The sequence below is a fragment of the Paenibacillus sp. RC21 genome (genome assembly GCF_044907935.1).
GTDB lineage: Bacteria > Bacillota > Bacilli > Paenibacillales > Paenibacillaceae > Paenibacillus > Paenibacillus terrae_A.
The window spans coordinates 312,795-334,782 of record NZ_JBIYCS010000002.1 but is presented as its reverse complement, the minus strand read 5'-3'; the positions used below and the strand labels follow the sequence as shown (position 1 = coordinate 334,782).

Annotated in this window: 24 protein-coding genes and 1 pseudogene; 19 read left to right on the top strand and 6 right to left on the bottom strand. The window is 46.2% G+C overall.

Going from position 1 to position 21,988, the window contains the following annotated elements; all coding sequences use genetic code 11:
- Positions 1-42: 42 nt before the first annotated feature.
- From recN to spo0A, 3 genes are all read left to right on the top strand, one after another.
- Positions 43-1,761, top strand: a complete 1,719-nt coding sequence (recN, locus tag ABIA61_RS06755) for a DNA repair protein RecN (protein ID WP_404518899.1) — start codon at positions 43-45, stop codon at positions 1,759-1,761.
- Positions 1,762-1,884: 123 nt separating this feature from the next.
- Positions 1,885-3,045: a SpoIVB peptidase gene (spoIVB, locus tag ABIA61_RS06750; protein WP_404518900.1), complete on the top strand. Its 1,161-nt coding sequence runs from the start codon at positions 1,885-1,887 to the stop codon at positions 3,043-3,045.
- Between the two features lie 216 nt (positions 3,046-3,261).
- A complete protein-coding gene (gene spo0A / locus ABIA61_RS06745; protein WP_283652305.1) occupies positions 3,262-4,065 on the top strand; it encodes a sporulation transcription factor Spo0A in 804 nt (267 codons plus the stop codon).
- Between the two features lie 125 nt (positions 4,066-4,190).
- On the opposite strand, the pseudogene ABIA61_RS06740 reads toward spo0A, so the two are convergent.
- Positions 4,191-4,650 (bottom strand): annotated as a pseudogene (locus ABIA61_RS06740) (SDR family NAD(P)-dependent oxidoreductase).
- A gap of 349 nt (positions 4,651-4,999) precedes the next feature.
- On the opposite strand from ABIA61_RS06740, the gene ABIA61_RS06735 reads away from it, so the two are divergent.
- From ABIA61_RS06735 to ABIA61_RS06725, 3 genes are all read left to right on the top strand, one after another.
- Positions 5,000-5,128, top strand: a complete 129-nt coding sequence (locus ABIA61_RS06735) for a TetR-like C-terminal domain-containing protein (RefSeq protein WP_283652304.1) — start codon at positions 5,000-5,002, stop codon at positions 5,126-5,128.
- Positions 5,129-5,249: 121 nt separating this feature from the next.
- Positions 5,250-6,950 (top strand): methyl-accepting chemotaxis protein, encoded by a 1,701-nt coding sequence (locus ABIA61_RS06730; RefSeq protein WP_404580506.1) that lies wholly within the window; start codon positions 5,250-5,252, stop codon positions 6,948-6,950.
- Between the two features lie 219 nt (positions 6,951-7,169).
- Entirely contained in the window at positions 7,170-7,379 is a 210-nt protein-coding gene (locus ABIA61_RS06725; protein WP_404580505.1) for a hypothetical protein, read from the top strand.
- 509 nt (positions 7,380-7,888) lie between these two features.
- Here ABIA61_RS06725 and ABIA61_RS06720 read toward each other — a convergent pair.
- The gene (locus ABIA61_RS06720) at positions 7,889-9,022 is read right to left on the bottom strand and encodes a DNA-binding protein (protein WP_404580655.1); all 1,134 of its coding nucleotides are present in this window, start codon (positions 9,020-9,022) and stop codon (positions 7,889-7,891) included.
- Between ABIA61_RS06720 and ABIA61_RS06715 the strand changes: the two genes are divergently transcribed.
- The 4 genes from ABIA61_RS06715 (at position 9,005) to ABIA61_RS06700 (ending at position 10,386) form a co-directional block, all read left to right on the top strand.
- On the top strand, positions 9,005-9,214 hold the full coding sequence (locus tag ABIA61_RS06715; RefSeq protein ID WP_283652301.1) for an XRE family transcriptional regulator: 210 nt from the start codon (positions 9,005-9,007) through the stop codon (positions 9,212-9,214). The two genes, ABIA61_RS06720 and ABIA61_RS06715, sit on opposite strands and share 18 nt — an antisense overlap.
- A 298-nt stretch (positions 9,215-9,512) precedes the next feature.
- Entirely contained in the window at positions 9,513-9,737 is a 225-nt protein-coding gene (locus ABIA61_RS06710) for a S26 family signal peptidase (RefSeq protein WP_404529622.1), read from the top strand.
- A 1-nt stretch (position 9,738) separates the two neighbouring features.
- Positions 9,739-9,915 carry a S26 family signal peptidase gene (locus ABIA61_RS06705; protein ID WP_283652300.1) on the top strand — a complete coding sequence of 59 codons (177 nt, stop codon included), beginning with the start codon at positions 9,739-9,741 and terminating at the stop codon, positions 9,913-9,915.
- A gap of 66 nt (positions 9,916-9,981) precedes the next feature.
- Positions 9,982-10,386 (top strand): hypothetical protein, encoded by a 405-nt coding sequence (locus ABIA61_RS06700; RefSeq protein ID WP_404518904.1) that lies wholly within the window; start codon positions 9,982-9,984, stop codon positions 10,384-10,386.
- A gap of 98 nt (positions 10,387-10,484) precedes the next feature.
- On the opposite strand, the gene ABIA61_RS06695 is transcribed toward ABIA61_RS06700, so the two are convergent.
- Both ABIA61_RS06695 and ABIA61_RS06690 read right to left on the bottom strand, forming a co-directional pair.
- Positions 10,485-11,261: a sporulation protein gene (locus ABIA61_RS06695; protein ID WP_404580504.1), complete on the bottom strand. Its 777-nt coding sequence runs from the start codon at positions 11,259-11,261 to the stop codon at positions 10,485-10,487.
- 170 nt (positions 11,262-11,431) lie between these two features.
- Complete coding sequence (locus ABIA61_RS06690) at positions 11,432-12,028, bottom strand: thymidine kinase (protein WP_283652297.1); 597 nt, start codon at positions 12,026-12,028, stop codon at positions 11,432-11,434.
- Between the two features lie 231 nt (positions 12,029-12,259).
- Here ABIA61_RS06690 and ABIA61_RS06685 point away from each other — a divergent pair, with 231 nt between their 5' ends.
- The 6 genes from ABIA61_RS06685 to lipB all read left to right on the top strand — a co-directional run bounded on the left by ABIA61_RS06685 (position 12,260) and on the right by lipB (position 18,394).
- Positions 12,260-12,472 (top strand): hypothetical protein, encoded by a 213-nt coding sequence (locus ABIA61_RS06685; RefSeq protein ID WP_283652296.1) that lies wholly within the window; start codon positions 12,260-12,262, stop codon positions 12,470-12,472.
- A gap of 112 nt (positions 12,473-12,584) precedes the next feature.
- Positions 12,585-14,006, top strand: a complete 1,422-nt coding sequence (lpdA, locus tag ABIA61_RS06680) for a dihydrolipoyl dehydrogenase (RefSeq protein ID WP_404580503.1) — start codon at positions 12,585-12,587, stop codon at positions 14,004-14,006.
- A 140-nt stretch (positions 14,007-14,146) separates the two neighbouring features.
- Positions 14,147-15,175 carry a thiamine pyrophosphate-dependent dehydrogenase E1 component subunit alpha gene (locus ABIA61_RS06675; protein WP_404580501.1) on the top strand — a complete coding sequence of 343 codons (1,029 nt, stop codon included), beginning with the start codon at positions 14,147-14,149 and terminating at the stop codon, positions 15,173-15,175.
- Between the two features lie 2 nt (positions 15,176-15,177).
- Positions 15,178-16,164: an alpha-ketoacid dehydrogenase subunit beta gene (locus ABIA61_RS06670; RefSeq protein WP_404518907.1), complete on the top strand. Its 987-nt coding sequence runs from the start codon at positions 15,178-15,180 to the stop codon at positions 16,162-16,164.
- A gap of 88 nt (positions 16,165-16,252) precedes the next feature.
- Positions 16,253-17,650, top strand: coding sequence for a dihydrolipoamide acetyltransferase family protein (locus ABIA61_RS06665; RefSeq protein WP_404518908.1), 1,398 nt, complete (start codon positions 16,253-16,255; stop codon positions 17,648-17,650).
- 45 nt (positions 17,651-17,695) lie between these two features.
- On the top strand, positions 17,696-18,394 hold the full coding sequence (lipB, locus tag ABIA61_RS06660; RefSeq protein ID WP_283652292.1) for a lipoyl(octanoyl) transferase LipB: 699 nt from the start codon (positions 17,696-17,698) through the stop codon (positions 18,392-18,394).
- Between the two features lie 122 nt (positions 18,395-18,516).
- Here lipB and prli42 read toward each other — a convergent pair whose 3' ends face one another.
- On the bottom strand, positions 18,517-18,621 hold the full coding sequence (gene prli42 / locus ABIA61_RS06655; protein WP_014282171.1) for a stressosome-associated protein Prli42: 105 nt from the start codon (positions 18,619-18,621) through the stop codon (positions 18,517-18,519).
- A gap of 85 nt (positions 18,622-18,706) precedes the next feature.
- Between prli42 and ABIA61_RS06650 the strand changes: the two genes are divergently transcribed.
- Positions 18,707-19,840 carry a tripeptidase T gene (locus tag ABIA61_RS06650; protein ID WP_404580500.1) on the top strand — a complete coding sequence of 378 codons (1,134 nt, stop codon included), beginning with the start codon at positions 18,707-18,709 and terminating at the stop codon, positions 19,838-19,840.
- Between the two features lie 57 nt (positions 19,841-19,897).
- Here ABIA61_RS06650 and mciZ read toward each other — a convergent pair whose 3' ends face one another.
- Positions 19,898-20,041 (bottom strand): Z-ring formation inhibitor MciZ, encoded by a 144-nt coding sequence (mciZ, locus tag ABIA61_RS06645; protein ID WP_014282169.1) that lies wholly within the window; start codon positions 20,039-20,041, stop codon positions 19,898-19,900.
- 122 nt (positions 20,042-20,163) lie between these two features.
- On the opposite strand from mciZ, the gene ABIA61_RS06640 reads away from it, so the two are divergent.
- Both ABIA61_RS06640 and ABIA61_RS06635 read left to right on the top strand, forming a co-directional pair.
- The gene (locus ABIA61_RS06640) at positions 20,164-20,775 is read left to right on the top strand and encodes an NUDIX domain-containing protein (RefSeq protein WP_283657138.1); all 612 of its coding nucleotides are present in this window, start codon (positions 20,164-20,166) and stop codon (positions 20,773-20,775) included.
- 5 nt (positions 20,776-20,780) lie between these two features.
- Positions 20,781-21,977 carry an endonuclease Q family protein gene (locus ABIA61_RS06635; protein ID WP_404580498.1) on the top strand — a complete coding sequence of 399 codons (1,197 nt, stop codon included), beginning with the start codon at positions 20,781-20,783 and terminating at the stop codon, positions 21,975-21,977.
- Positions 21,978-21,988: the final 11 nt, after the last annotated feature.

The window sequence follows — 21,988 nt, the reverse complement described above, 5'->3', positions numbered from 1 at the left end:
ATTTAGACGTTTGAATTTGTACATCATAGAGGTGAAAGAACGATGCTGGTCACTTTATCTATACGAAATTTGGCAGTTGTAGAGGCTGTCGATGTTCATTTTTATAAAGGGTTCCACGTATTGACCGGGGAAACAGGCGCAGGTAAATCGATCATTATTGATGCCCTCGGTCTGATTGCTGGAGGCAGAGGTTCCGCCGATCTGGTCCGTTATGGGTGTGATAAAGCAGAGATGGAGGCGCTGTTTGAGCTGCCGGTTAAGCATCCGGTTTGGGCAACGTTAGAAGAGCAAGGAATCAAGGCGAATGCGGAAGAACATCTATTAATTCGGCGGGAACTGACCGTTCAAGGCAAAAGTTCATCGCGGATTAACGGTCAAATGGTCAATTTAACGATGCTGCGTGAGGTGGGTGAGCAGCTCGTCAATATTCACGGTCAGCATGAGCATCAAAGTTTGCTACGTGCAGACCGCCATCTGGCGTTGCTGGATACGTTCGGTGATTCGGTCATCGGTCCGGTCAAAACGCTTTACAGAGAGCGCTACAATGCTTTTGTCAAAGCGGAAAAAGAAGTACGGGAGCTGCAAAGTTCCAGTCAAAAGGCCTATCAGTTATTGGACATGTATCGATTTCAGTTGGAGGAAATTGCCGCTGCCGAGCTTAAATTGGGAGAGGATGAATTATTGACAGAAGAACGGGTCAAGCTATCCCATAGTGAGAAAATGATGGATGGGATATCAGGAGCCTACGATCTGCTAAGTGGCAGAGGTGGACTGGATATGATCAATAACGTGTTGTCCAGACTGAATGATGTCCAAAGCTACGACAGCAAAAGCCTTCAGCCTATTGCGGAGCAGATTCAATCTGCTTTTTACCAGCTGGAGGATGCGGCGTTTCAATTACGTTCATACCGTGAGGATATTGAATTTAATCCGGGCAAGCTGCATGAAGTGGAGCAACGTCTGAATCAAATTACAGGGTTACAGCGAAAATATGGTGATAGTATAGAGCAGATTTTGGAATACTATAGCCGTATTGAGCAGGAAACCGATATGCTGGAGAATAAGGATGAACGGCTGGAGCAATTAATTGCAAAGCGGGATGAGTTGCTTTCGGATTTGCTTCAGATTGCAGAAGAGCTTACAGAAGCGCGTGAAATTTGTGCTGAAGAGCTGGCCGAGCAGGTAGAGCAGGAGCTAAAGGATCTGCAAATGGAAAGAACGTCACTCAAGGTAAGTATTGATCCGATTGAAGATCCGCGCGGATATGAATATAAAGGTCGGCGGGTACGACCAACCAAGCAGGGCATCGATAATGCAGAATTTCTGATTTCCCCGAATCCGGGGGAGCCGCTTCGTCAGCTGGGCAAAATTGCTTCTGGTGGTGAACTATCCCGTATCATGTTGGCGATGAAAAGTATTTTTGCACGTCATGATCAAATTCCGGTACTCATTTTTGACGAGGTGGATACCGGGGTAAGTGGTCGCGCGGCTCAATCCATTGCCGAAAAACTGTATCGTTTGTCTTCTGTTTGCCAGGTATTCTCGATTACTCATTTGCCGCAGGTGGCATGTATGGCGGATCACCAGTACCTTATCGAGAAGAATGTTCATGACGAACGTACAATGACGCAAATTGAAGCGTTAAATGAGGACGGACGTGTGAAGGAATTGGCACGTATGCTGGGTGGCGTGGAAATTACCGAAAAAACTTTGCATCACGCACAGGAAATGCTGAATTTGGCGGAAGGAAAGAAAGCCTGAAAAGAGCGGCTGGCGTAATGATTAACAGTTATAAAAGCCTGGGGGCAAGGTTACCTTATAGGTACGCAATTGGCGACCACCTTTACTCGTCAAGCGAAAGAAGCAAAGGGAGCGTGACAGCCATTGAATTTTTACTCCAGGATCAAATTGCTCGGTCTTTTGCTTGTTTTACTTATTTGTTGTATCGGTAACGCCAAGCATGTGCATGCAGCGCTGCCTTCACAAGCTTCTCTGGAATTATTCGGTTCCCATGCAGTGAAGAAGCCTCAAGAAAACATGATCCCCGACTTGAAGGTGTATCCAGGGGGTCAGACGATCGGGGTCAAAGTAAAATCTTCAGGAGTGCTTGTCGTTGGTCATCATGTCATTCAGGAAAGTATGGACCGCAAGGTGTCACCTGGAGAGACTGCCGGGATTCGTCTCGGTGACCGGATCACACATATGAATGGCAAACCGCTGGATAGCCTGACAAGGGTAGCGGAGGCTGTAGAGGAAGCAGGCAAGAACAAAAAGTCGCTCGACATCACGCTTTGCCGAGGGGAGCAGACGATTTCCACCAAGCTAACACCAGCTTATGATCGTGATGACAAAGCATGGCGGCTTGGACTGTATATTAGGGACTCGGCTGCGGGTGTAGGCACCTTGACCTTTTACGCACCGGATCAGGGGGTATACGGGGCCTTGGGGCACGTGATTACCGACATGAATACCCAGACCCCCATTGTTGTGGGGAGCGGGGAAATAGTGCAATCCAATGTGACGTCAATTGCGAAAAGTCAAAGTGGTGAACCTGGGGAAAAACGCGCACATTTTCTCAAGGATCATCGGGTGTTAGGTAATATTGAACGAAACACGAACTTTGGGATTTTTGGGAAGATGTCAGATGAGCCGCAATATGGTTTGTATTCAAAGCCGATTCCTGTGGCACTTGCGAATGAAGTAAAGGAAGGACCCGCAGAAATTTTGACTGTATTGGAAGGTCAGCAGATTCAGCGGTTTCAGGCAGAGGTCGTACACATTTCTCAACAGGATAAACCGGCAACCAAAGGACTTGTTATTCGTATCGTAGATCCAAAGCTGCTGGATAAGACCGGGGGAATTGTACAAGGGATGAGCGGAAGCCCAATTATTCAGAACGGCAAGCTCATCGGGGCTGTGACGCATGTATTTGTTAACGATCCGAAATCAGGCTACGGCTGCTTTATTGAATGGATGCTGCGCGATGCAGGAATCATGCAGAATAACGTAAGCTTGAAATCATCCTCTAATCTTAAGGCGAGCTAGTGGCCTTAAGATTTTTTTGTCGAAAGGCCAAGAATAAACTCGTAATAGCAAGTTAAAGAATTAATTATAATGGAAACCATAAAAAAAATAAATAAAAATAATTTTCGACAGAAGGGATTCATAATTCGATGTCGAAATCATATACTCCGACAAGAAATATTTATTTGCTGTAAACTGATGTACCAACTGAATAACACTCAATAAGGAGGAAGTACATTGCAAAAAATTGAGGTATTGTTGGCTGATGACAACCGGGAATTTACGAATCTGCTTGCCGAATATATTTCCGATCAGGAGGATATGGAAGTTACAGGAATCGCCTATAATGGTGAAGAAGTGCTCCAACACATCGCAGAATCCCGCAACGTACCTGATGTACTTATTTTAGATATTATCATGCCTCATCTGGATGGTCTCGGCGTATTGGAGCGCTTGAGAGAAATGAACCTGTCTCCACAGCCGAAAATCATTATGCTGACTGCATTCGGTCAAGAAAATATTACGCAAAGAGCCGTACAGCTCGGGGCATCTTATTATATTTTGAAGCCGTTTGACATGGAAGTGCTTGCCAACCGTGTTCGTCAATTGGTGGGACCACAATTAGTCAGCAGCAGCCCGGTGACCGTTTCTTCCATGCGGTCTAATGTGGTGCCAATGGGTAAAACGAAAAACCTGGATGCCAGTATTACGGCCATTATCCATGAAATCGGTGTGCCAGCTCACATTAAGGGCTACCAATATTTACGCGAAGCCATTACCATGGTGTACAATAATATCGAAATTTTGGGTGCTATCACCAAAACATTATATCCCGCAATCGCCGAAAAATTTAAAACGACGGCATCCCGCGTGGAACGCGCCATTCGTCATGCTATCGAGGTAGCATGGACCCGTGGAAATATCGACAGCATTTCACACCTTTTCGGCTACACTATTAATATCTCCAAATCCAAGCCGACCAACTCAGAGTTTATTGCGATGGTAGCTGACAAGCTTCGGATTGAGAATAAGGTGTCCTGAAAGGGTTAATTAGGGAAAGTAAGCGAATAAAGAAGGTTCGCAGAGCTAAATATTTTACGTAGTACAACAAATAAACCAGCCGACACTTTCGTGTTTGGACTGGTTTTTTACATTACCTACATCTTTTAATAAGCCGACCAACCAGCATCGGCTGTAATGACGGTACCCATTCACAAAGCTGGAATCATCCGAAGCAAGGAAACAGCACCAGGAGCGATTGTGTTACAACGTACGCCTTTATTAGCGTATTGGAAGCCTACATTTTTAGTCAGGCCAACAACGGCATGTTTGGCTGCAGTATATATAAGCTGCACCAGCTCTAGAGCCTTGCAATCCGCCAAGTGAGGCAACATTAATAATGACCCCGGCACCTTTGTCCGTGAAAATAGGAAGGACCTTCCGAACTACAATAGCAGTAGCGACTCCGCCATTGGATTTAATGTCTGCTACAGTCAAGTTTGCCGCATCTACATTGATATCAGATACAACCACTTTAGCCCCTTCTTTAGCATACAAAATGGCTATTTCCTTACCCATTCCAGAGGCTGCTCCTGTGACTACTGCCACCTTACCTTGAAGTTTCATGATGATCCCTCCGCACGTTCAGTTAAGTGTAATTCATTTCGTTAAACACTTGTTCAATAAAGTACAGTTATACCTTATTTATAGTATAATCATACTTATTAATGAATAAAAATCAGCAAATAAGCAGGAATTTGTTGCTTTTTGAACAGTATTTCTGCCTTGTGTAAATAAATTTTAAATTAACGGTGATGCTCCATGCCTAATCCAAAATTAGTTGAGGATAAACGCATTCGAAGAACGAAAAAACTATTAAGGGAATCTATAGTTCTCCTTTTAAAAGAAAAAGATTTAAAGGACATTACCATAACGGATATCCCAAGCTAGTTACTACGCCTACGCTATTTTGGGGATGATCATAGAATGGGTAAATGAAGATTTTAAGCATTCCCCTCGCTATATGGCGGAACAATTGCTGGAAATCATGAAACATAACACGTCCCACGCTGTTTATAAAACAAACCAGAATCAGCTTCACTAATCATCACAAGTAAAATTTTCCTTTTGGAAACAGTTCTGAAAAATCTCTTTAAGTTGATATAAACAATGTGTCGATTCATGTCGATATAATATGTACTATAAAGAAATTGAGGGGCGAATGTATGAAATTTAACATCCGAGCAAAATTGTTATTGGGTTTTCTTGCGGTAATTGCTTTATTGATTATCATTAGTTTGGTATCCATCTCAAAAATGAAAAACTTGGGTGACACTTCGATGGAAATTGATAGCCATTGGATGCCAAGTGTGACTATCCTGGGAACGCTAAACGGCGATGTATCTGATGTAGAACGGCTTTCCTTGAATATTATTGTAGAACGCGACCCGGCAGAGGTGGAGAAGGTTCAGGCGGAATACGATTTGGTTTTGAAAAAGGTCGAGAGCGGCCGGAAAACATATGAAAAATTAATTGCTACTCCTAAAGAACGTGAAATGTATGATGATTTCTCCAAAAAATATGCAGATTATCTGAATAAGTTGCCAGAGGTGATTGCAGCAGGGAAAGCTAACGATTATGTTCAATCCAGCATTCTGCACAAAGAGTCCTATGCGCTATGGGATAGCGCGAACAATATGATCTTTCAGCTCATCAAGCTGAACTCAGATGGCTCAAAACAGATTACACAAGAAGGCGTTGACAACTTTATCTCAGGTAGACAAATGGTCGTCGTTTTGAGTATTGCGGCTATTGTATTGGCACTGATTGTGGCAATCATCATCGCCCAAATTATTTCTAAACCCATTCTGCGAATCAGTCGTGCTGCTGAAAGCATTGCATCGGGTGATCTAACAAGTGAAGCTATAATTGTGAAGGGCAAGGACGAGATCAGCATGTTGGCACATTCCTTTAATGCCATGGTTGAGAACCTTCGCCAACTGATTCAATCGGTTAGTAAGACGTCTGAACTGGTAACCACTTCCTCGGAAGAATTGACAGCCAGCGCAGAGCAAAATAGCCAAGCTTCTGCACAAATAACAGAAACGGTACAAGAAGTAGCTACAGGAACGGGCGAACAGGTGGATATGGTGACAAAGTCGTCCCAGGCTATTGAGGAAATGTCCATCGGTGTAGAACAAATTGCTATTCGTGCGCAAAATGTATTTGCATCTGCTCAGGATGCGGCCCACAAATCAGCTGAAGGTAACCAGATGATTCAACAGGCTGTTACGCAGATGAACGCTGTAAATCACTCCATGGAGGGATTGGCTGGTCTTATGGCTGGATTGGGAGAGCGTTCAGATGAAATTGGCAAGATTATTGATGTAATCACCAATATTTCGAGTCAGACCAACCTTCTTGCTCTGAACGCTGCGATTGAAGCGGCCCGCGCAGGAGAACACGGTCGCGGATTTGCTGTAGTTGCAGGCGAAGTGCGCAAGTTGGCTGAACAATCGGCTCATTCTGCTCAACAAATTACGGAACTTGTTGGTTTGATTCAAAAGGACACTGCCCATGCGATCGAGGCTGTAGCGTCCAATGGAAAAGATGTCATGACAGGTCGGGAAGTCGTGCAGAATGCAGGTGCATCCTTTGAACTGATTCAGGAAACAGTTAATAAAGTAGCGAGTGAGATTGAAGAGGTATCCGCTGGCTCAGAGCAAATGTCTGCAAGTACGGATGAAGTTGTAGGCTTTGTCAGACAAATTTCAGCGATTGCTGAGGAAGCCGCAGCAGGAACACAACATGTGTCTGCTGCAACACAAGAGCAACTGGCATCCATGGAGGAAATTGCTTCAGCTGCAAGAAACCTGTCTACCATGGCAGAGGACCTGCAAGGACAAATCGGCAAATTCAAAGTATAACTCAGATCAACATAGATCAAGCTGGGATTCAGCAGAGATAGTGTGTGTAATAACACGCTGTCTCTTTTTATTTTGGGGCAATCCAATACTGAACAAAAGTTTACATAATCGTGGAATCCAAAGAAATAAAAAAACAGTGCGGTACAGGGTCTTGTTTTCACAGTGAGTTGATTGCTCTGACCAAGAAGTATACGGGAAAACAAGGATTACGATTACCATGTGTCTACGGAAACAGAAAGGGAGCGGGTGGTCCAAGAGATTGTTGAAGACATCGACGCGTATACGCTACCGTTTTTTAAGCGATTTGAAGATGTAGAAGCATTGGCAGAGCAAGTTCATAAATCAGGTTTTTTAACGCATCGAAAACGTTTTGATAAGTTTAATCCGTTGACGAAAAGGTTCGTAGATTTTTATTATCGAGGGGAGTAAGAGAAAGTATAGTTTAGCAAAAAAACAGAAGACGATCGCCCTCTATCAAGCAGGAGTGTGATCGTCTTTTACGTTACTTGGAATATATTCCAGCATATCGGTTAGATTATGTCTCTAACCAGTAAGATCCTCCAATGTGTTTATAACATGTGATGTATTACACGGAATGACAGGGGCATTTGAATTTGAAATATTATAAACTAGAGAATGAATCTAACTTTGAAAATAATTTTAGCTAGGAATTAATGCTTATTATCCAAGTCATACATTAGAATCAATGAAATTGAATGCTAAAACGCTCATCCCGAATTTTGAAAGTGGGATGAGCTTAACTTTTTTGGTAGTAAATTAGAATGTAGTCCAATGAAGTGTCTTTATAACGAGGTTTCATTTTAGAAATAGATGTATTCTGCTATAAGCGAAGTGCAGTATTTTAACTCATTCCATGATTATTTATTGTGATACTATCTTTAGCATTAGTTGAGGTTTACCATATCGGTTGAATTAAACTAAGTAGTCCAAAAGTCAGAATGAGATGAATAATTAGAGACTTTTTCACGGTTCCATTCCTCCTTAATAATTTTTTCGTACTCTTTTTTTTGCTCAGGGGAAGCAGACTTTTTGTAAAATTCAAACATTGTAGCACTTTGCTTGAAATCACTGTCGTTATTCATAATAATGGATAATATTAGGTAATTCAAGGCGAAATTGAGGCCCTCATGCATCCTCTGAATTTTGAAATTATAGATCGCAAGCTCTTGGAGAAAAGAGGAATAATAAGTTCTGTGTGTCATATCGTTACGCTGGTCAAATCCTAAAGTGTGTTCTCGGAATTCTTCTAATGTTTCGTCCACAAGAAATCCATATTTATTCGCTGATTCTAAAATAGTAAGTAGCCCCGCTAGTATTTCATCAGGATGCTCTTTTAAATATTGTATGTAACCGGGGATTACCGCCATGTTGCCTGAAAGTAAGTCGAGTGTGTATCTATTACCTACCGCCCATAATTTAAATTGTTCTATTTGTTTTCGATCATCTGCATGTAAACCTTGCATCCAACTCAGATCAGCGTAGGCTGAAATGTATTTTTTTGCTTCCTCATATTCTCCCTTCTTTTGAAGGGCTGTAGACTTCGAGAGATAACTATATCCGTAATAAAAAACAAAAGGATGATCCGTTACAAGTGGTTCAGCCTTCTTCTTGCTTTCTAGTCTACGTATTTTATCATTGTATGCAGCTTTTACAACGATTTGGAATTCATCAGCGTATACCTCGACTTCATCCCATTTATGCTGATTAAACGATGTACCTGTCAGTTTATAATAACCATCTAATTGATAGTTTACAGATAAACGGTTACGAAAAGGCGCAAACCGTATCGCTGCTTCACGGTTCTTTTCCAAATTCTGACCAAGTGCAGCACGAAAAAGCCTATAGTGGCTTATGGCTAAACGCTCCGAATGCTGATATTTCTCATTTTCCACTATGTATTCATAGAAAGGAACAGCTTCCTTCGGTTTATCTGAATGATGTAATTCCTCCGCGATTTCAAATACCAACTCAAGCTGGTTTAAATCTTCCAGCATACGGGATAGAACGACGGCTATGCAGTCGTAAGGAGTCTTTTGAATAACAATAAACATACTGTAACTGATTTTGGATGGGCGATTAAGCAGAAGTTGGTTGAAAGGCATATGGATCAACAAACCTTTTGCGAGACTTACCAAATTCCCACGTCCCGCCTATCGAATCTAATCCATGGAACCCGCAAAGCTAAACGATATAGGCGATTAGTTTATGAATTGCTCGGTATTGATGATACATTTACGAAATAGGCGTTCAAAGATGATTCATGTTATATATGAAGGAGGAATGCTGAATGACAGGGAAATTACACAAGCTTAAAGTACGTTCCCATTTCCACCATTGCATATTCTGTAATAGTAAAGAGTCGATCGTTCTGTATAGAGGAATTGTGATTTGTGCCGAATGTTATCTGAAAGTCACTAAAAAACCTTCTGTAGTGGAAACTCCAAAGAAAATTGGGAAGGATTAAAAAAGATAGCCCAATAACCTCAGATATGTTAATATATTGATAATTATGGTAAATGATAAAAACTTTATGAATAGGTCATCCTCTCGGGGGGTGACTGTTTTTGTTTAGCACTAGGTATTATCAATATAAGTGATGATGTAAAGCCATACTCAGTGCATGGGCCTTCGATGCAGCCTACTATGATGGCAGAGGATCATATGGCAGTGGATAAGCATTATTACAAGGAAAACAGTTTTCAGCGAGGGGATATTATCGTTTTTCAGAAGGATGATGTACAATTTGTAAAAAGGCGACTTACCTAACATGCTTAATTTCCCGTTAAGAGGTGAGTCGAATGTTGTACCGGAAGGTATGATTTTTGTGTTGGGAGACAATCGGATGAACGGCACAGACAGTCGTCTTCTTGGATATATTTCAACGAATAAGGTGATAGGCAAGGTTATTGCACTGAACGGGATTCCGTTAGACGAAATAAAATAAAGCCTGTACTGTACGAGGAAGTGGAAGCAAACCAAACGATTTTAAAGCAAAGGTGGGGATGAAGGCATGTGGAATAGTCTAACTTGGGTGATCGTCGGCGTGTTGTTGGTGGCGTTGGGTTGGATTGTTATGGCATGGCGTGGTCGCAGCAGCAAAAAACAAGTGAATGGACAGCGGAACAGTAATGTCGTTGAATTTCGTCCTCGTAAGTCTGCCCGACAATCCCGGACCGGAAACGTGTCCAAATCTAAGATATCTTCGGATTCCCGCGCGAATACAAATGCAGCTGGTATTCAAGTCCAATCTGGGTTTGGACTGTCTGACTCTATCCAGGGCACGGGCAAGCAAAAATGCTCCTTTTGTAAAAAAGAAGACAAATTAACCTTTTACGCAGATGACAATGGTTCTCTGTACGGGGTATGCAAGGATTGCAAGCACAAGGCGGAACGACAGGACATGCTGCCACTTTAGCCGGTGCAGATGATACGGAAATGGCAGAGTATTTTGAAGAGCATAAAAATCCCCAACCGTGACTTAAACGGCGGGGATTTTTTGTTATATCAACATATTTATCGAATCTGTCTGTCGAGCAGTTCCTCCAGCGCCTCTGCGATATGATCTGGTCCATAAGACAGCTCTTGCTTGCTTAAGCTCAACCAGGCATGACGCTCGTCCATATCAAAGGCAGTTTCCAGCCAACCGGACAATCCTCTACCTCTGCGATCCACTTCCACAAGCACATGGACGCCTTCAGGCTCCAACTGCATAATTAGCTCCAGCTCCTCGATATCGCGTGCATATTCCGATCCGGGCGTAAATTCAAATTCCTGTACAAATGGAACACCGCGTCCCAGCTTGGGATGACGTTCACAGGTGGAAGAACGGAATCGGAAGCCCAACAGGTGAACGGCCTCAAACACCGTATTCATATAGGGATGCGGCTCGATTTTGAGCGAGTCACGGTCGGCCGGGTCCAAGGCCATACCGATGTCTAATGCTGTATCCAGCCATACAGGTTGTTTGGCATGAGTGACAGGTGTTTCCAATGGCAACCGAAAAGAAAAAGGAATTTCAAGCTCCTGACCTTGCTTTAAATGAAAGCCGTCGGATACCTTGACCCGAGCGATGCAGCAGGTGGAAGTAGTCTTCTTGTCATCGTGCTCTTCGATATATTCGGTTTTAAGTTCGATATCGATTTTGCCGATTTCCTGATCAATTTTACCACCTTTGATGCGCATGATGCCACTAAGCTCCTCGCCAGGGACATACACGGCCTGGTCCACCAATGTATCGACTTTAGCTGAACCAATTCCTGCACTTGCCAAGATCTTGTTGAAAAAACTCATAAGTAAGCCCCCCGATAATATCATGGTCATAGTATTCATACGAAAACTAAGAAAACTTGTACAGCTTAACCGGATATACGGGGCAATTGCTCGAATCGTTCCAAAAAAACACAAGAAAAAATCCGCTGGTTGTCGTGCTTTTATCGCAGCCTGACGACAAATTTTCCGTGCTAATCGCAGTTCACTTTATGGGGTGGTATAAAGCAATTACGGCAACGTGGCTCATACGCCTCTGAGTCGCCGATCATTACGATGGGTCCTACAGTGGAAGGCTTTCCGTTCACCATACGCTGGGTATATACAGCTTCTGAACTTCCACATACGGCGCAAAAGGAAGCTAGCTTTTCGATGTCATCTGCCATGGCGAGTAAACCGCCGACATATCCGAATTCCTTACCCCGGTAGTCCAAATTGAGTCCATCTGCAATCACATGCTTGCCACAGTAGGCTAACTCCTCCACCAACGTCATGATGTGACGACTGAAAAACTGTACTTCATCAAAGGCGACCACATCGGCATCCTTCGTTTCTTCCAAAATCCGCTGAACGAGCTCATCTGTGAGTTTTTTCGGAATGGAGATGGCAGGCAGCCGATATCCGATGCGGCTTACAATTTCGTCCTTGGCGTAGCGATTATCTTCAGCTGGTTTGTAAGCGACCACCTTGCGGTGTCCGTATTGAATTAATTTTTGACAGCGGCGAATCAGTTCGCCGGATTTTTCGCTAAACATGGGGCCTGTAATGATCGTAATTCGTCCTGTATGCAACGCGAATTCCCCTCTCTGTAACATGCGCATAACGCTGTGAATCATCATTCCCGAAAGAAAAGGCCATTATAGATTACCATAATGTGCAGCAAACAGACTAGAGAAAATATATTGTTTTTCGACATGTTATTGTATATCTATTCTTTGAATGTAAATGTGGACGTCATTGCTCTGTTGCCGTGAGCATGATAAGGTGAAGTATAGTGGAATAAAGGGGAAGAGGGGACAGGTATGGACCAAAAAGATACGGATTATAGTGCCAAAAAAGAAGCATTACTGGAGCAAGGGCTGGTAAGCCCACAGGCACAAGAGTTGATCACGGAGCTGGAGACGGAGCTTGATCTTCTGCGCAAGCAAAATGAATCGTTTCGCAAAGCACTACGGGCCAAATCAGCCCAAACGTCAAGGATGTCTACCAAATTACGGGATGCCTTATATGAATGATATGCTGCAGGTTGTTAGACAGCCTGTAGTCTATGCATAACACTATATTTTGTACAGAGAAATAAAGAGAGTACAATAAGCTATATATAATCAATGTTAATGGAGGAGAAGCATGACTATACATTGTGATGTTGCAATTTTGGGCGGAGGAACCGGGGGATATGTGGCAGCAATTCGTGCAGCCCAGCTCGGCAAGGAAGTCGTTATTATTGAAAAGGACAAGCTAGGTGGAACCTGTCTGCATCGTGGATGTATCCCGAGCAAGGCTTTGCTGCGCAGTGCGGAAGTATATGCGACGATTAAGGAAAGTGCGCAATACGGCATCGAGACCTCGGGAGCGCAACTTGTTTTCCCTAAGGTACAAGAGCGCAAGGAAGCCGTTGTGGAGCAGTTACATCAGGGCGTGCAATTTTTGATGCGTAAAAATAAAATCACGGTGCTGAGCGGCAAAGGACGCGTAATTGGGCCGTCGATTTTTTCACCAAAAAGCGGTGCAGTTGCCGTGGAGCTGGAAGATGGCGAGATGGAGACGATTGTTCCTGCCCATCTTATTATTGCAACGGGATCACGACCGCGTGTACTGCCCGGATTGGAGCCGGATGGCGAATTTATTTTGAGCAGTGACGAAGCGTTGACGATGGAAGAACTGCCCGCTTCCCTGATTATCGTAGGTGGTGGCGTTATTGGCGTGGAATGGGCTTCCATGCTGAACGATTTTGGCGTGGAGGTTACGGTGGTTGAGGCGGCGAATCGGCTTATTCCAACCGAGGACGAGGACATTTCGCGTGAAATGCAGCGTCTGTTAACCAAGCGTGGAGTCAAGGTTCTGACGGGCTCGCAAGTGCTGGCTGAAACGTACGGTAAGGATGAAGAAGGCGTACAGGTTGACGTGCAAAAGGGGGACGAAACCGAAACAATCAGCGCTTCCAAGCTGCTTATTTCGGTAGGTCGTCAGGCGAATGTGGAAAATATAGGGCTGGAAAATACGGATATCCGAGTAGAGGGTGGCCTTATATCGGTTAATGAGCATTTGCAGACGAATGAGCCGCATATTTATGCGATCGGGGATTGCATCGGAGGCTTACAACTGGCGCATGCAGCGAGCCATGAAGGGCTGCTGGCGGTCCATCATCTGGCGGGCGAAGTGGTTCACAGCGTACCGAATCATCTGATTCCGCGTTGTATTTATACACGTCCTGAGGCAGCGAGTGTCGGCTTGACGGAGCAAGAAGCCCGTGAGCGTGGACATCAGGTGAAGACAGGGAAGTTCCCTTTTCAAGCTATCGCAAAATCGCTGGTGTACGGTAGTCGGGACGGCTTCGTCAAAGTGATTGCCGATGAGAAAACAAATGATATTCTCGGTGTACATATGATCGGTACGCATGTAACGGATCTCATCAGCGAGGCGGCTCTTGCGCAGCTGTTGGATGCTACGCCGTGGGAAGTCGGACAGCTGGCTCATCCGCATCCAACATTGTCGGAGATTTTGGGAGAAGCGATGCTGGCGGTTGATGGACAGGCGATAGGGATTTAAATAATTCAAATAAATCGGTGCTTTTCTTTTTGGGGAGAAAAGGATTATAATGGAGTTAGCCAGAGTTTAGTACCAGGTTTTAAGACAAGATGGTACTAGGTGCTGGTAGTAGGATGTTTGACACTTAAGGAGGTGCCTCAATGAGTTCAAAAGGCGCTGTAGACGCTGGCTTCAGACATGAACAGCTGGGACTGACTCACGGACAAGTTATTGACATGTACAGATATATGCTGCTCGCAAGAAGATTTGACGAGCGCAACATGCTCCTGCAACGGGCAGGGAAAATTAATTTTCACGTTTCCGGCATTGGGCAGGAGGCGGCACAAGTAGGTGCGGCTTTTGCACTGGACCGGGAGAAGGACTATTTTCTTCCCTATTACCGGGATTACGGATTCGTACTTGCGGTTGGTATGACGCCACGCGAACTGATGCTGTCGCAATTTGCCAAGGCGGATGATCCCAACAGCGGTGGCCGGCAGATGCCCGGTCATTTCGGCAGTAAACGGCTGCGTATTGTGACAGGCTCCAGTCCGGTGACGACGCAGGTTCCACACGCAGTAGGTGTAGCGCTGGCTGCCAAGATGCAGAAGAAGGATTTTGTATCGTTCGTTACATTTGGTGAAGGCTCCAGCAACCAGGGGGATTTTCACGAAGGCTGTAACTTTGCAGGTGTGCAGAAGCTGCCAGTTATCATTATGTGTGAAAACAATCAATATGCGATATCAGTTCCGGTTCATAAGCAAATGGCAGGCAAGGTGAGCGACCGTGCTTTGGGATACGGATTCCCTGGGATTCGGGTCGATGGTAACGATGCGCTGGCAGTGTATGCAGCCGTCAAGGAAGCGCGTGAACGTGCTATTCGTGGCGAGGGGCCAACGCTTATTGAAGCGATGATGTACCGCCTGTCTCCTCACTCTACCTCGGATAATGATCTGGCTTACCGGACCAAAGAGGAAGTGGATGAGAACTGGGCCAAGGACGGCGTTGCCCGTATGAAAAATTATTTGCTGGAATGCGGCATTTGGGATGAGGCCAAGGACGCGGATTTGTCTGCTGAGCTGCTGCTCGAGGTCAAGGAAGCGATTGAATATGCGGATAATGCGCCTTTTCCGAAGCCCGAAGATACGCTACTGCATGTTTATGCTGACAGCGATAGGGAGGGCCGGTAATTATGGCGGTTATAGAATATATTGATGCGATTCGTCTTGCCATGAAGGAAGAAATGGAGAAGGATGAAACGGTTTTTGTGTTAGGTGAGGATGTTGGTGTTAAGGGTGGTGTCTTTACGACCACCAAGGGTCTTATGGATCAATTCGGTGAGCAGCGTGTCTTGGATACGCCATTGGCAGAGTCGGCTATTGCCGGAGTTGCGATTGGTGCGGCCATGTACGGAATGAAGCCAATTGCCGAAATGCAATACTCGGACTTCATGCTTCCGGCAACCAATCAGATTATTAGTGAAGCAGCTAAAATTCGCTATCGCTCTAACAACGATTGGAGCTGCCCTATTGTAATCCGTGCGCCCATCGGTGGGGGGATCTTTGGCGGCTTATATCACTCACAGTGTCCGGAATCTATCTTTTTTGGCACACCGGGTCTGAAAATTGTAGCGCCTTTTACACCTTATGACGCCAAAGGATTGCTGAAGGCAGCCATTCGTGACCCTGATCCGGTGTTGTTTTTTGAAAACAAAAAATCCTACAAGCTCATCAAGGGTGAAGTACCTGATGATGATTACATCGTTCCGATTGGTAAAGCCAATTTGCTGCGTGAAGGTGACGATATTACGGTCATCGGGTACAGCCAACCGCTACATTTTGTTATGCAGGCTGCTGAGGAGCTGGAGAAGGAAGAGGGTATTACCGCACATGTTGTGGATTTGCGCACACTCCAGCCCTTAGACCGTCAGGCCATTATTGAAGCTGCAAAGCATACAGGCAAGGTACTCATCGTGCATGAAGACAACAAAACGGGCGGCATCGGTGCCGAGGTATCCGCTATTATTAATGAGGAATGTCTGTTCGAGCTGGATGCGCCGATTGAGCGCTTGTGCGCTCCAGACGTGCCTGCAATGCCGATCAGCCCGCCGATGGAGAAGTTTTATATGTTGAACAAAGATAAGGTTAAGGAAGCGATGCGCCGTCTTGCAATGTATTAATATAGAGCGGATTGGACGAAAGCATTCCAAAAGTGTAGCGGGGGTTGCGGTAAAACGCGCTCTCCTATGATGTTAAGGAGTTGAAAAAATGTCAGACCAAAAACAATGGACCGACGTGACCATGCCCCAATTGGCAGAATCGCTTGTATCGGCGACAATTGCAAAATGGCTGAAACAACCTGGCGAAACGGTGGAGCAATTCGAACCGATTTGCGAGGTCATTACAGATAAAGTGAACGCGGAAATTCCATCGACATTGGACGGAATTATGGGTGATCTGTTGGCAGAGGAGGGTCAGACGGTAGCCGTTGGAGAATTGATTTGCCGTATTCAGACGAAGTCGGCTGCACCTGCTGTATCAACTGGAGCGACTCCCGTTGCGCCACCACCTCAAGGCAACGCACAAGAACAAGTACAATCCCAACAGGGTGCTGCCTCAGATCAATCCATGCGGGGACGTTTTTCTCCAGCGGTGCAAACGCTGGCTGCTCAGCACAGCATAGACCTGAATCAGGTGACAGGCACAGGCATGGGTGGACGAATTACTCGCAAAGATGTGCTGAATTATGTACAACAGGGTGGTTCCGCTCAGGCAGGGGTATCCGAACAGCCAACTGCAACGACACCAGCGCAAGGCTCTCCTTTTGCCGGAAGACAGCAGTCTGCTGTTCAGCAAAGTACACCGATTCAAAATATGGACCCTGCAATTCCGGTGCGCAACAGCGGCATTCATTTGACGGAAGCTCCGAAAGCTCCCGTGATCGAAGTTGAGGGTGGCAACAATAACAGATCGGAGTATTTTATCGACGTTACACCGATTCGCAGTGCGATTGCCCGCAATATGCGGCAAAGTGTCTCTGAAATTCCACATGCCTGGACGATGATTGAGGTGGATGTAACCAATCTGGTGATGCTCCGCAACAAGATCAAAAATGAGTTCAAGCAAAAAGAAGGCATTAACATTACGTACCTGGCCTTCCTCATGAAAGCAGTCGTGAATGCCATCAAGGAATATCCGATCATGAATTCGGTATGGGCTGTAGACAAAATTATCGTCAAAAGAGATATCAACATTTCGCTGGCCGTGGGTACAGAGGACGCAGTTCTTACACCTGTTATTAAAAAAGCGGATCAGAAAAATATTGCCGGACTGGCGCGTGAAATTGACGATTTGGCACGTAAAACACGTGAAGGTACGCTCAAGCTGGACGATATGCAGGGTGGGACGTTCACTGTGAACAACACTGGCTCCTTTGGTTCAATACTGTCATATCCGGTGATTAACTATCCGCAGGCTGCGATTCTGACCTTTGAATCCATCGTTAAAAGACCAGTGGTGATTGATGATATGATCGCGGTTCGCTCAATGGCTAACCTGTGTCTGTCGCTGGATCATCGCATTTTGGATGGTGTGATCTGCGGACGATTCCTGCAACGGATCAAAGAAAACCTGGAAGGCTACACCTTGGATACGAAGCTGTACTAATCATCCGAACAGTTGGGTAAATGGACGGAGAGGAAGTGACAGGCCGTGAACAGACGACCGCTGGATGTAACCTATACGAATAGGATGGAGTACGCCCATGCATGGGATGTCCAGAAGGATATTGTAGGGAAGCTGGATGCGGGGGAGGCGAGGGAAACGCTTATGCTTCTCCAGCACCCGCCGACCTACACGATTGGCTCTCAGCGGCATCCTGAGCATCTGCTTCTCACGCCGGAGCAGTTGAAAGCTCAGGGAATCAGCGTCTTTCAGATTGACCGTGGGGGAGACATTACATATCATGGGCCGGGGCAGCTGGTCGGATATCCCCTGCTTATGCTGGGCAACCAGAAGGCGCTTGACCTGCACGGATACCTCAGGAGTCTGGAAGAGGTGATCATTCGGTTGCTGGCTTCCCATGGTATTGAAGGAAGTCGCAAGCCTGAATACACAGGGGTATGGGTCGGGAATCTTAAAATCGCGGCCATAGGAGTCAAATTCAACAAATGTAAGCACCGTCGGGGCTTTGTGACCAGTCATGGTTTTGCCTTCAATATCAAATCAGGGATACAGCATGAGGGCTTTCAGGGTATCGTTCCATGCGGAATTCAGGAATATGGAGTAACTTCATTGGAGGACTGCACACAGCAGACTTTTTCAGTGGAGCAGATTGCGAAGGAGATTGTACCTTACTTTGAGGAGCAATTTTCATTTGCGGCGGAATGGCAAAGTCATTCCCTCCTATAAAGCAAAGGCGGGCTATTCTGTGATGTACACGGAAGCCCGCCTGTTTTCTTGCGCCACAGCTTGTCCGCCTAGAGTCTCCATGGAGCACTGGGATGGGAGAATATCTTGAGCGGCGCAATCCATTATAGTGGCATAATCAACGGCTCAATCACCATGAACAGCGTAGAGCCAATCATCGCGGCGAGCATAATGTAGACGAAAAAACGAACCCATTTTTTGTTTGGCATGTGTAACTCCTTTAGGATAGGTTTAAGTCAGATATAAGACTATCTATCCGTATTGTAGCGTAAACGGGAAAGAGAGGGAAGTTCAATGACAGCAAAAGTAGTGAAAGACCGAATCGTACAAGAATTTATGGAACTCGTACAGGTGGATAGCGAAACCAAGCACGAGCAGGAAATATCGCGTGTTCTGAAAGAAAAATTCAATGCACTTGGGCTGGAGGTAACAGAAGATGATTCCCGCGAAAGAACCGGACATGGTTCGGGTAATCTGATCGTAACCTGGAAAGCGGAAGGCGCGGAGCAAGCACCTAAATTGTTTTTTATCTGCCACATGGATACCGTTACACCAGGCAAAGGCATTAAGCCGCAGCTGGGTGAGGATGGCTGGATTCGCAGTGACGGTTCAACCATTTTGGGGGCAGACGATAAGGCAGGGATTGCCGCTTTGTTCGAGGCGATTCGTGTCGTGCGTGAGCAGAAAATTCCCCATGGACAAATTCAGTTTGTGATTACGGCAGGTGAGGAGTCCGGTCTGTTCGGCGCACGGGCAATGAAACCAGAATTGCTGGATGCGGACTTTGGGTATGCATTGGATTCCAATGGTGAAGTAGGCTCCATTTGTGTGGCTGCGCCAACGCAGGCTCGTATTGAAATGAAAATTACTGGAAAATCTGCTCATGCGGGTGTAAATCCCGAAGATGGCATCAGTGCCATTCAAGTAGCTTCCAAGGCCATTTCCAACATGAAGCTGGGACGGATTGATAAGGAAACGACTGCTAACATCGGCAGCTTCGAGGGCGGCGGAGCAACGAATGTTGTATGCGATTTTGTGCTGATCCGGGCAGAGGCACGTAGTATTGTGCAGGAGAAGGTTCATCATCAAATCCAGCATATGCGTGAAGCACTGGAAACTACCGCGCGTGAATTTGGTGCACAAGGAGAATTCCGCAGCGAAGTCATTTATCCGGCATTCAGCTTCACAGAGCATGATGAAATTGTGCAGGTTGCGCAGCGTGCTATACAAGGGCTGGGACTGGCAACGCCGACCTTCCATTCCGGTGGTGGCTCGGATGCCAATGTATTCAATGGACTGGGAATTCCAACGGTGAATTTGGCTGTTGGCTACCAGAACATTCATACAACACAGGAAAAAATCAAGGCAGATGATCTGGTGAAGGTTGCCGAAGTGGTCCTAGCTCTTATCCAAGAGGCGACGAAGTAAGACTGGCGCGATACACATAAGGTTCAGGCTAAAGACAGGGATAGCGTTCCCTTGTCTTTAGACCTGAACCTTTTTTGGAACCATGAGCGAGGCGATCGTGGCAGCGGAGCCGTGTTCTTTTTGCCATTGCCGCAGTAGGGCTTGGATCTGCCAGGCTTTGCCGACAATATGGAGAGTGGTTTCGGTACGGTAGCTTTTCATTGGCGAATCTCCTTTGAACAGAGAAATTTGTTATAATACCACCATATGTCCGAAGTGGACAAGTTAGACTAAAGCTGGCGATAGCTAATGAAGAGATAGATGACGAAGGAGGCAACATGCTGATGAACAATCATAAGAAAGATCCAGTGAACGAACAGGTGAACAACCCAGACCGCAAGCCTTATTCCAATCCTGCGCTGGAGGAAAAAACGGTATCCACGCAGCCCATTTTTGAAGGAAAAGTGATTACGTTACAGGTGGATACGGTAGAGCTTCCCGACGGCTCCACGGGTAAGCGTGAAATCGTGAAGCATCCGGGGGCGGTGGCCGTGTTGGCGCTGCATGAGGGGAAAATGCTGGTCGTGGATCAGTACAGACAGGCGATGGGCCGCTGTGAGGTGGAAATCCCGGCAGGCAAGCTGGAAAAGGGCGAAGATCCAATGGAAGCGGCGGGACGCGAGCTGAGAGAAGAGACAGGCTATACTGCCAAGTCGCTGAAGCTGCTACATTCCTTTTATACTTCCCCCGGATTTGCGGATGAAATCATTCATCTGTATGTGGCTGAAGAACTGGAACTGGGAGAAATGGAACCGGATGAGGATGAGTTTCTGGAGCTGTTTGAGGTGACGCTGGAGGAAGCACAGGCACTCATTCGCGAAGGTCGGATTAGTGACGCCAAAACGATTCTGGCCGTCTATGCGTGGCAGCTTCACCAACACACAGGGAGCTTCTAAGCGGTATGAATGGAAATACGGTGGAACTTACAGACTACTATGCTGATCTCCATATTCATATCGGCAGAACGGAAAAGGGAGCTCCGGTCAAAATTAGCGGCAGTCGGGACCTGACTTTTGCCAACATTGCCAAGGAAGCATCTGGTCGCAAGGGGATCGGACTGATCGGTATCATTGACTGCCATGCCCCGAACGTGCAGGAGAATATCCACGCTTATTTGCAAACAGGTGAAATGGCGGAAATCAGGGGTGGCGGTATCGCGTACCGGGATACGGTTGTGCTGCTGGGAACGGAGTTGGAGATTCGGTCGGAAGGCCGTCCCGAGGCACACATCCTGGCCTATTTTCCCAATTTGGAGGCGATGGAGGATTTTACGCAATGGATGGCTCGGCACATGAAAAATGTCAATCTTAGCTCGCAGCGTATCTATGCTCCGCCACGCGAGCTACAGCAGCAAATTTACGGCCGTGGAGGCATAATGGTGCCAGCGCATGTATTCACCCCTCATAAGGGCATATACGGCAGCTCTGCGGCCCGTATGGAGGAACTGCTGGATATGCAGCTCATTAGCGGGGTGGAGCTGGGGTTAAGTGCGGATTCGTCTATGGCCGGATTGATATCGGAGCTGGACCGTTTCAGCTTCCTGACCAATTCGGATGCCCATTCGCTCGGCAAAATTGGACGGGAGTACAACAAATTATCCATGGCAAAGCCGAGCTTTGATGAATTCAGAATGGCTTTGGAGCGCCGGGAAGGACGACGGGTGTCTGCCAATTACGGATTAAATCCGAAGCTGGGCAAGTACCATCGTTCCTACTGTCAAAGCTGCGGTACGATTATGGATGAGCAAGAGATGGCGGACGAACGCTGCCCTGCCTGTGGTCATACCAAGCTGGTGCGGGGCGTACTGGATCGGATATGGAGTATTGCTGACCGTGAGCAGCCCGTGATTCCATCGCATCGTCCACCGTACATTTACCAGATTCCGCTGGAGTTTATCCCCGGTCTGGGCAAAGCCAAGCTGAACCATCTGCTGAATGCGTTCGGAACAGAAATGAATATTTTACATGAGGTCACACAGGAACAATTGGCGGCGGTTGTCGGAGAAGTGTTGGCAGAGCAAATTGTCCTTTCCCGGGAAGGACGACTTTCCCTCGTATCCGGTGGTGGCGGAACCTACGGCAAAATAGCCAAGTCCTAGTAAAGTCTTGT

Coding starts and splice junctions, on each gene's coding strand:
- prli42 (WP_014282171.1), bottom strand. CDS start 18,621: ATGCCAAACAAAAAATGGGTTCGTTTTTTCGTCTACATTATGCTCGCC.
- ABIA61_RS06650 (WP_404580500.1), top strand. CDS start 18,707: ATGACAGCAAAAGTAGTGAAAGACCGAATCGTACAAGAATTTATGGAA.
- recN (WP_404518899.1), top strand. CDS start 43: ATGCTGGTCACTTTATCTATACGAAATTTGGCAGTTGTAGAGGCTGTC.
- ABIA61_RS06695 (WP_404580504.1), bottom strand. CDS start 11,261: ATGAGTTTTTTCAACAAGATCTTGGCAAGTGCAGGAATTGGTTCAGCT.
- ABIA61_RS06675 (WP_404580501.1), top strand. CDS start 14,147: ATGAGTTCAAAAGGCGCTGTAGACGCTGGCTTCAGACATGAACAGCTG.
- ABIA61_RS06665 (WP_404518908.1), top strand. CDS start 16,253: ATGTCAGACCAAAAACAATGGACCGACGTGACCATGCCCCAATTGGCA.
- ABIA61_RS06635 (WP_404580498.1), top strand. CDS start 20,781: ATGAATGGAAATACGGTGGAACTTACAGACTACTATGCTGATCTCCAT.
- lpdA (WP_404580503.1), top strand. CDS start 12,585: ATGACTATACATTGTGATGTTGCAATTTTGGGCGGAGGAACCGGGGGA.
- ABIA61_RS06705 (WP_283652300.1), top strand. CDS start 9,739: ATGCTTAATTTCCCGTTAAGAGGTGAGTCGAATGTTGTACCGGAAGGT.
- ABIA61_RS06670 (WP_404518907.1), top strand. CDS start 15,178: ATGGCGGTTATAGAATATATTGATGCGATTCGTCTTGCCATGAAGGAA.
- ABIA61_RS06640 (WP_283657138.1), top strand. CDS start 20,164: ATGAACAATCATAAGAAAGATCCAGTGAACGAACAGGTGAACAACCCA.
- ABIA61_RS06700 (WP_404518904.1), top strand. CDS start 9,982: ATGTGGAATAGTCTAACTTGGGTGATCGTCGGCGTGTTGTTGGTGGCG.
- ABIA61_RS06720 (WP_404580655.1), bottom strand. CDS start 9,022: ATGTTTATTGTTATTCAAAAGACTCCTTACGACTGCATAGCCGTCGTT.
- ABIA61_RS06735 (WP_283652304.1), top strand. CDS start 5,000: ATGATCATAGAATGGGTAAATGAAGATTTTAAGCATTCCCCTCGCTAT.
- mciZ (WP_014282169.1), bottom strand. CDS start 20,041: ATGAAAAGCTACCGTACCGAAACCACTCTCCATATTGTCGGCAAAGCC.
- ABIA61_RS06685 (WP_283652296.1), top strand. CDS start 12,260: ATGGACCAAAAAGATACGGATTATAGTGCCAAAAAAGAAGCATTACTG.
- ABIA61_RS06730 (WP_404580506.1), top strand. CDS start 5,250: ATGAAATTTAACATCCGAGCAAAATTGTTATTGGGTTTTCTTGCGGTA.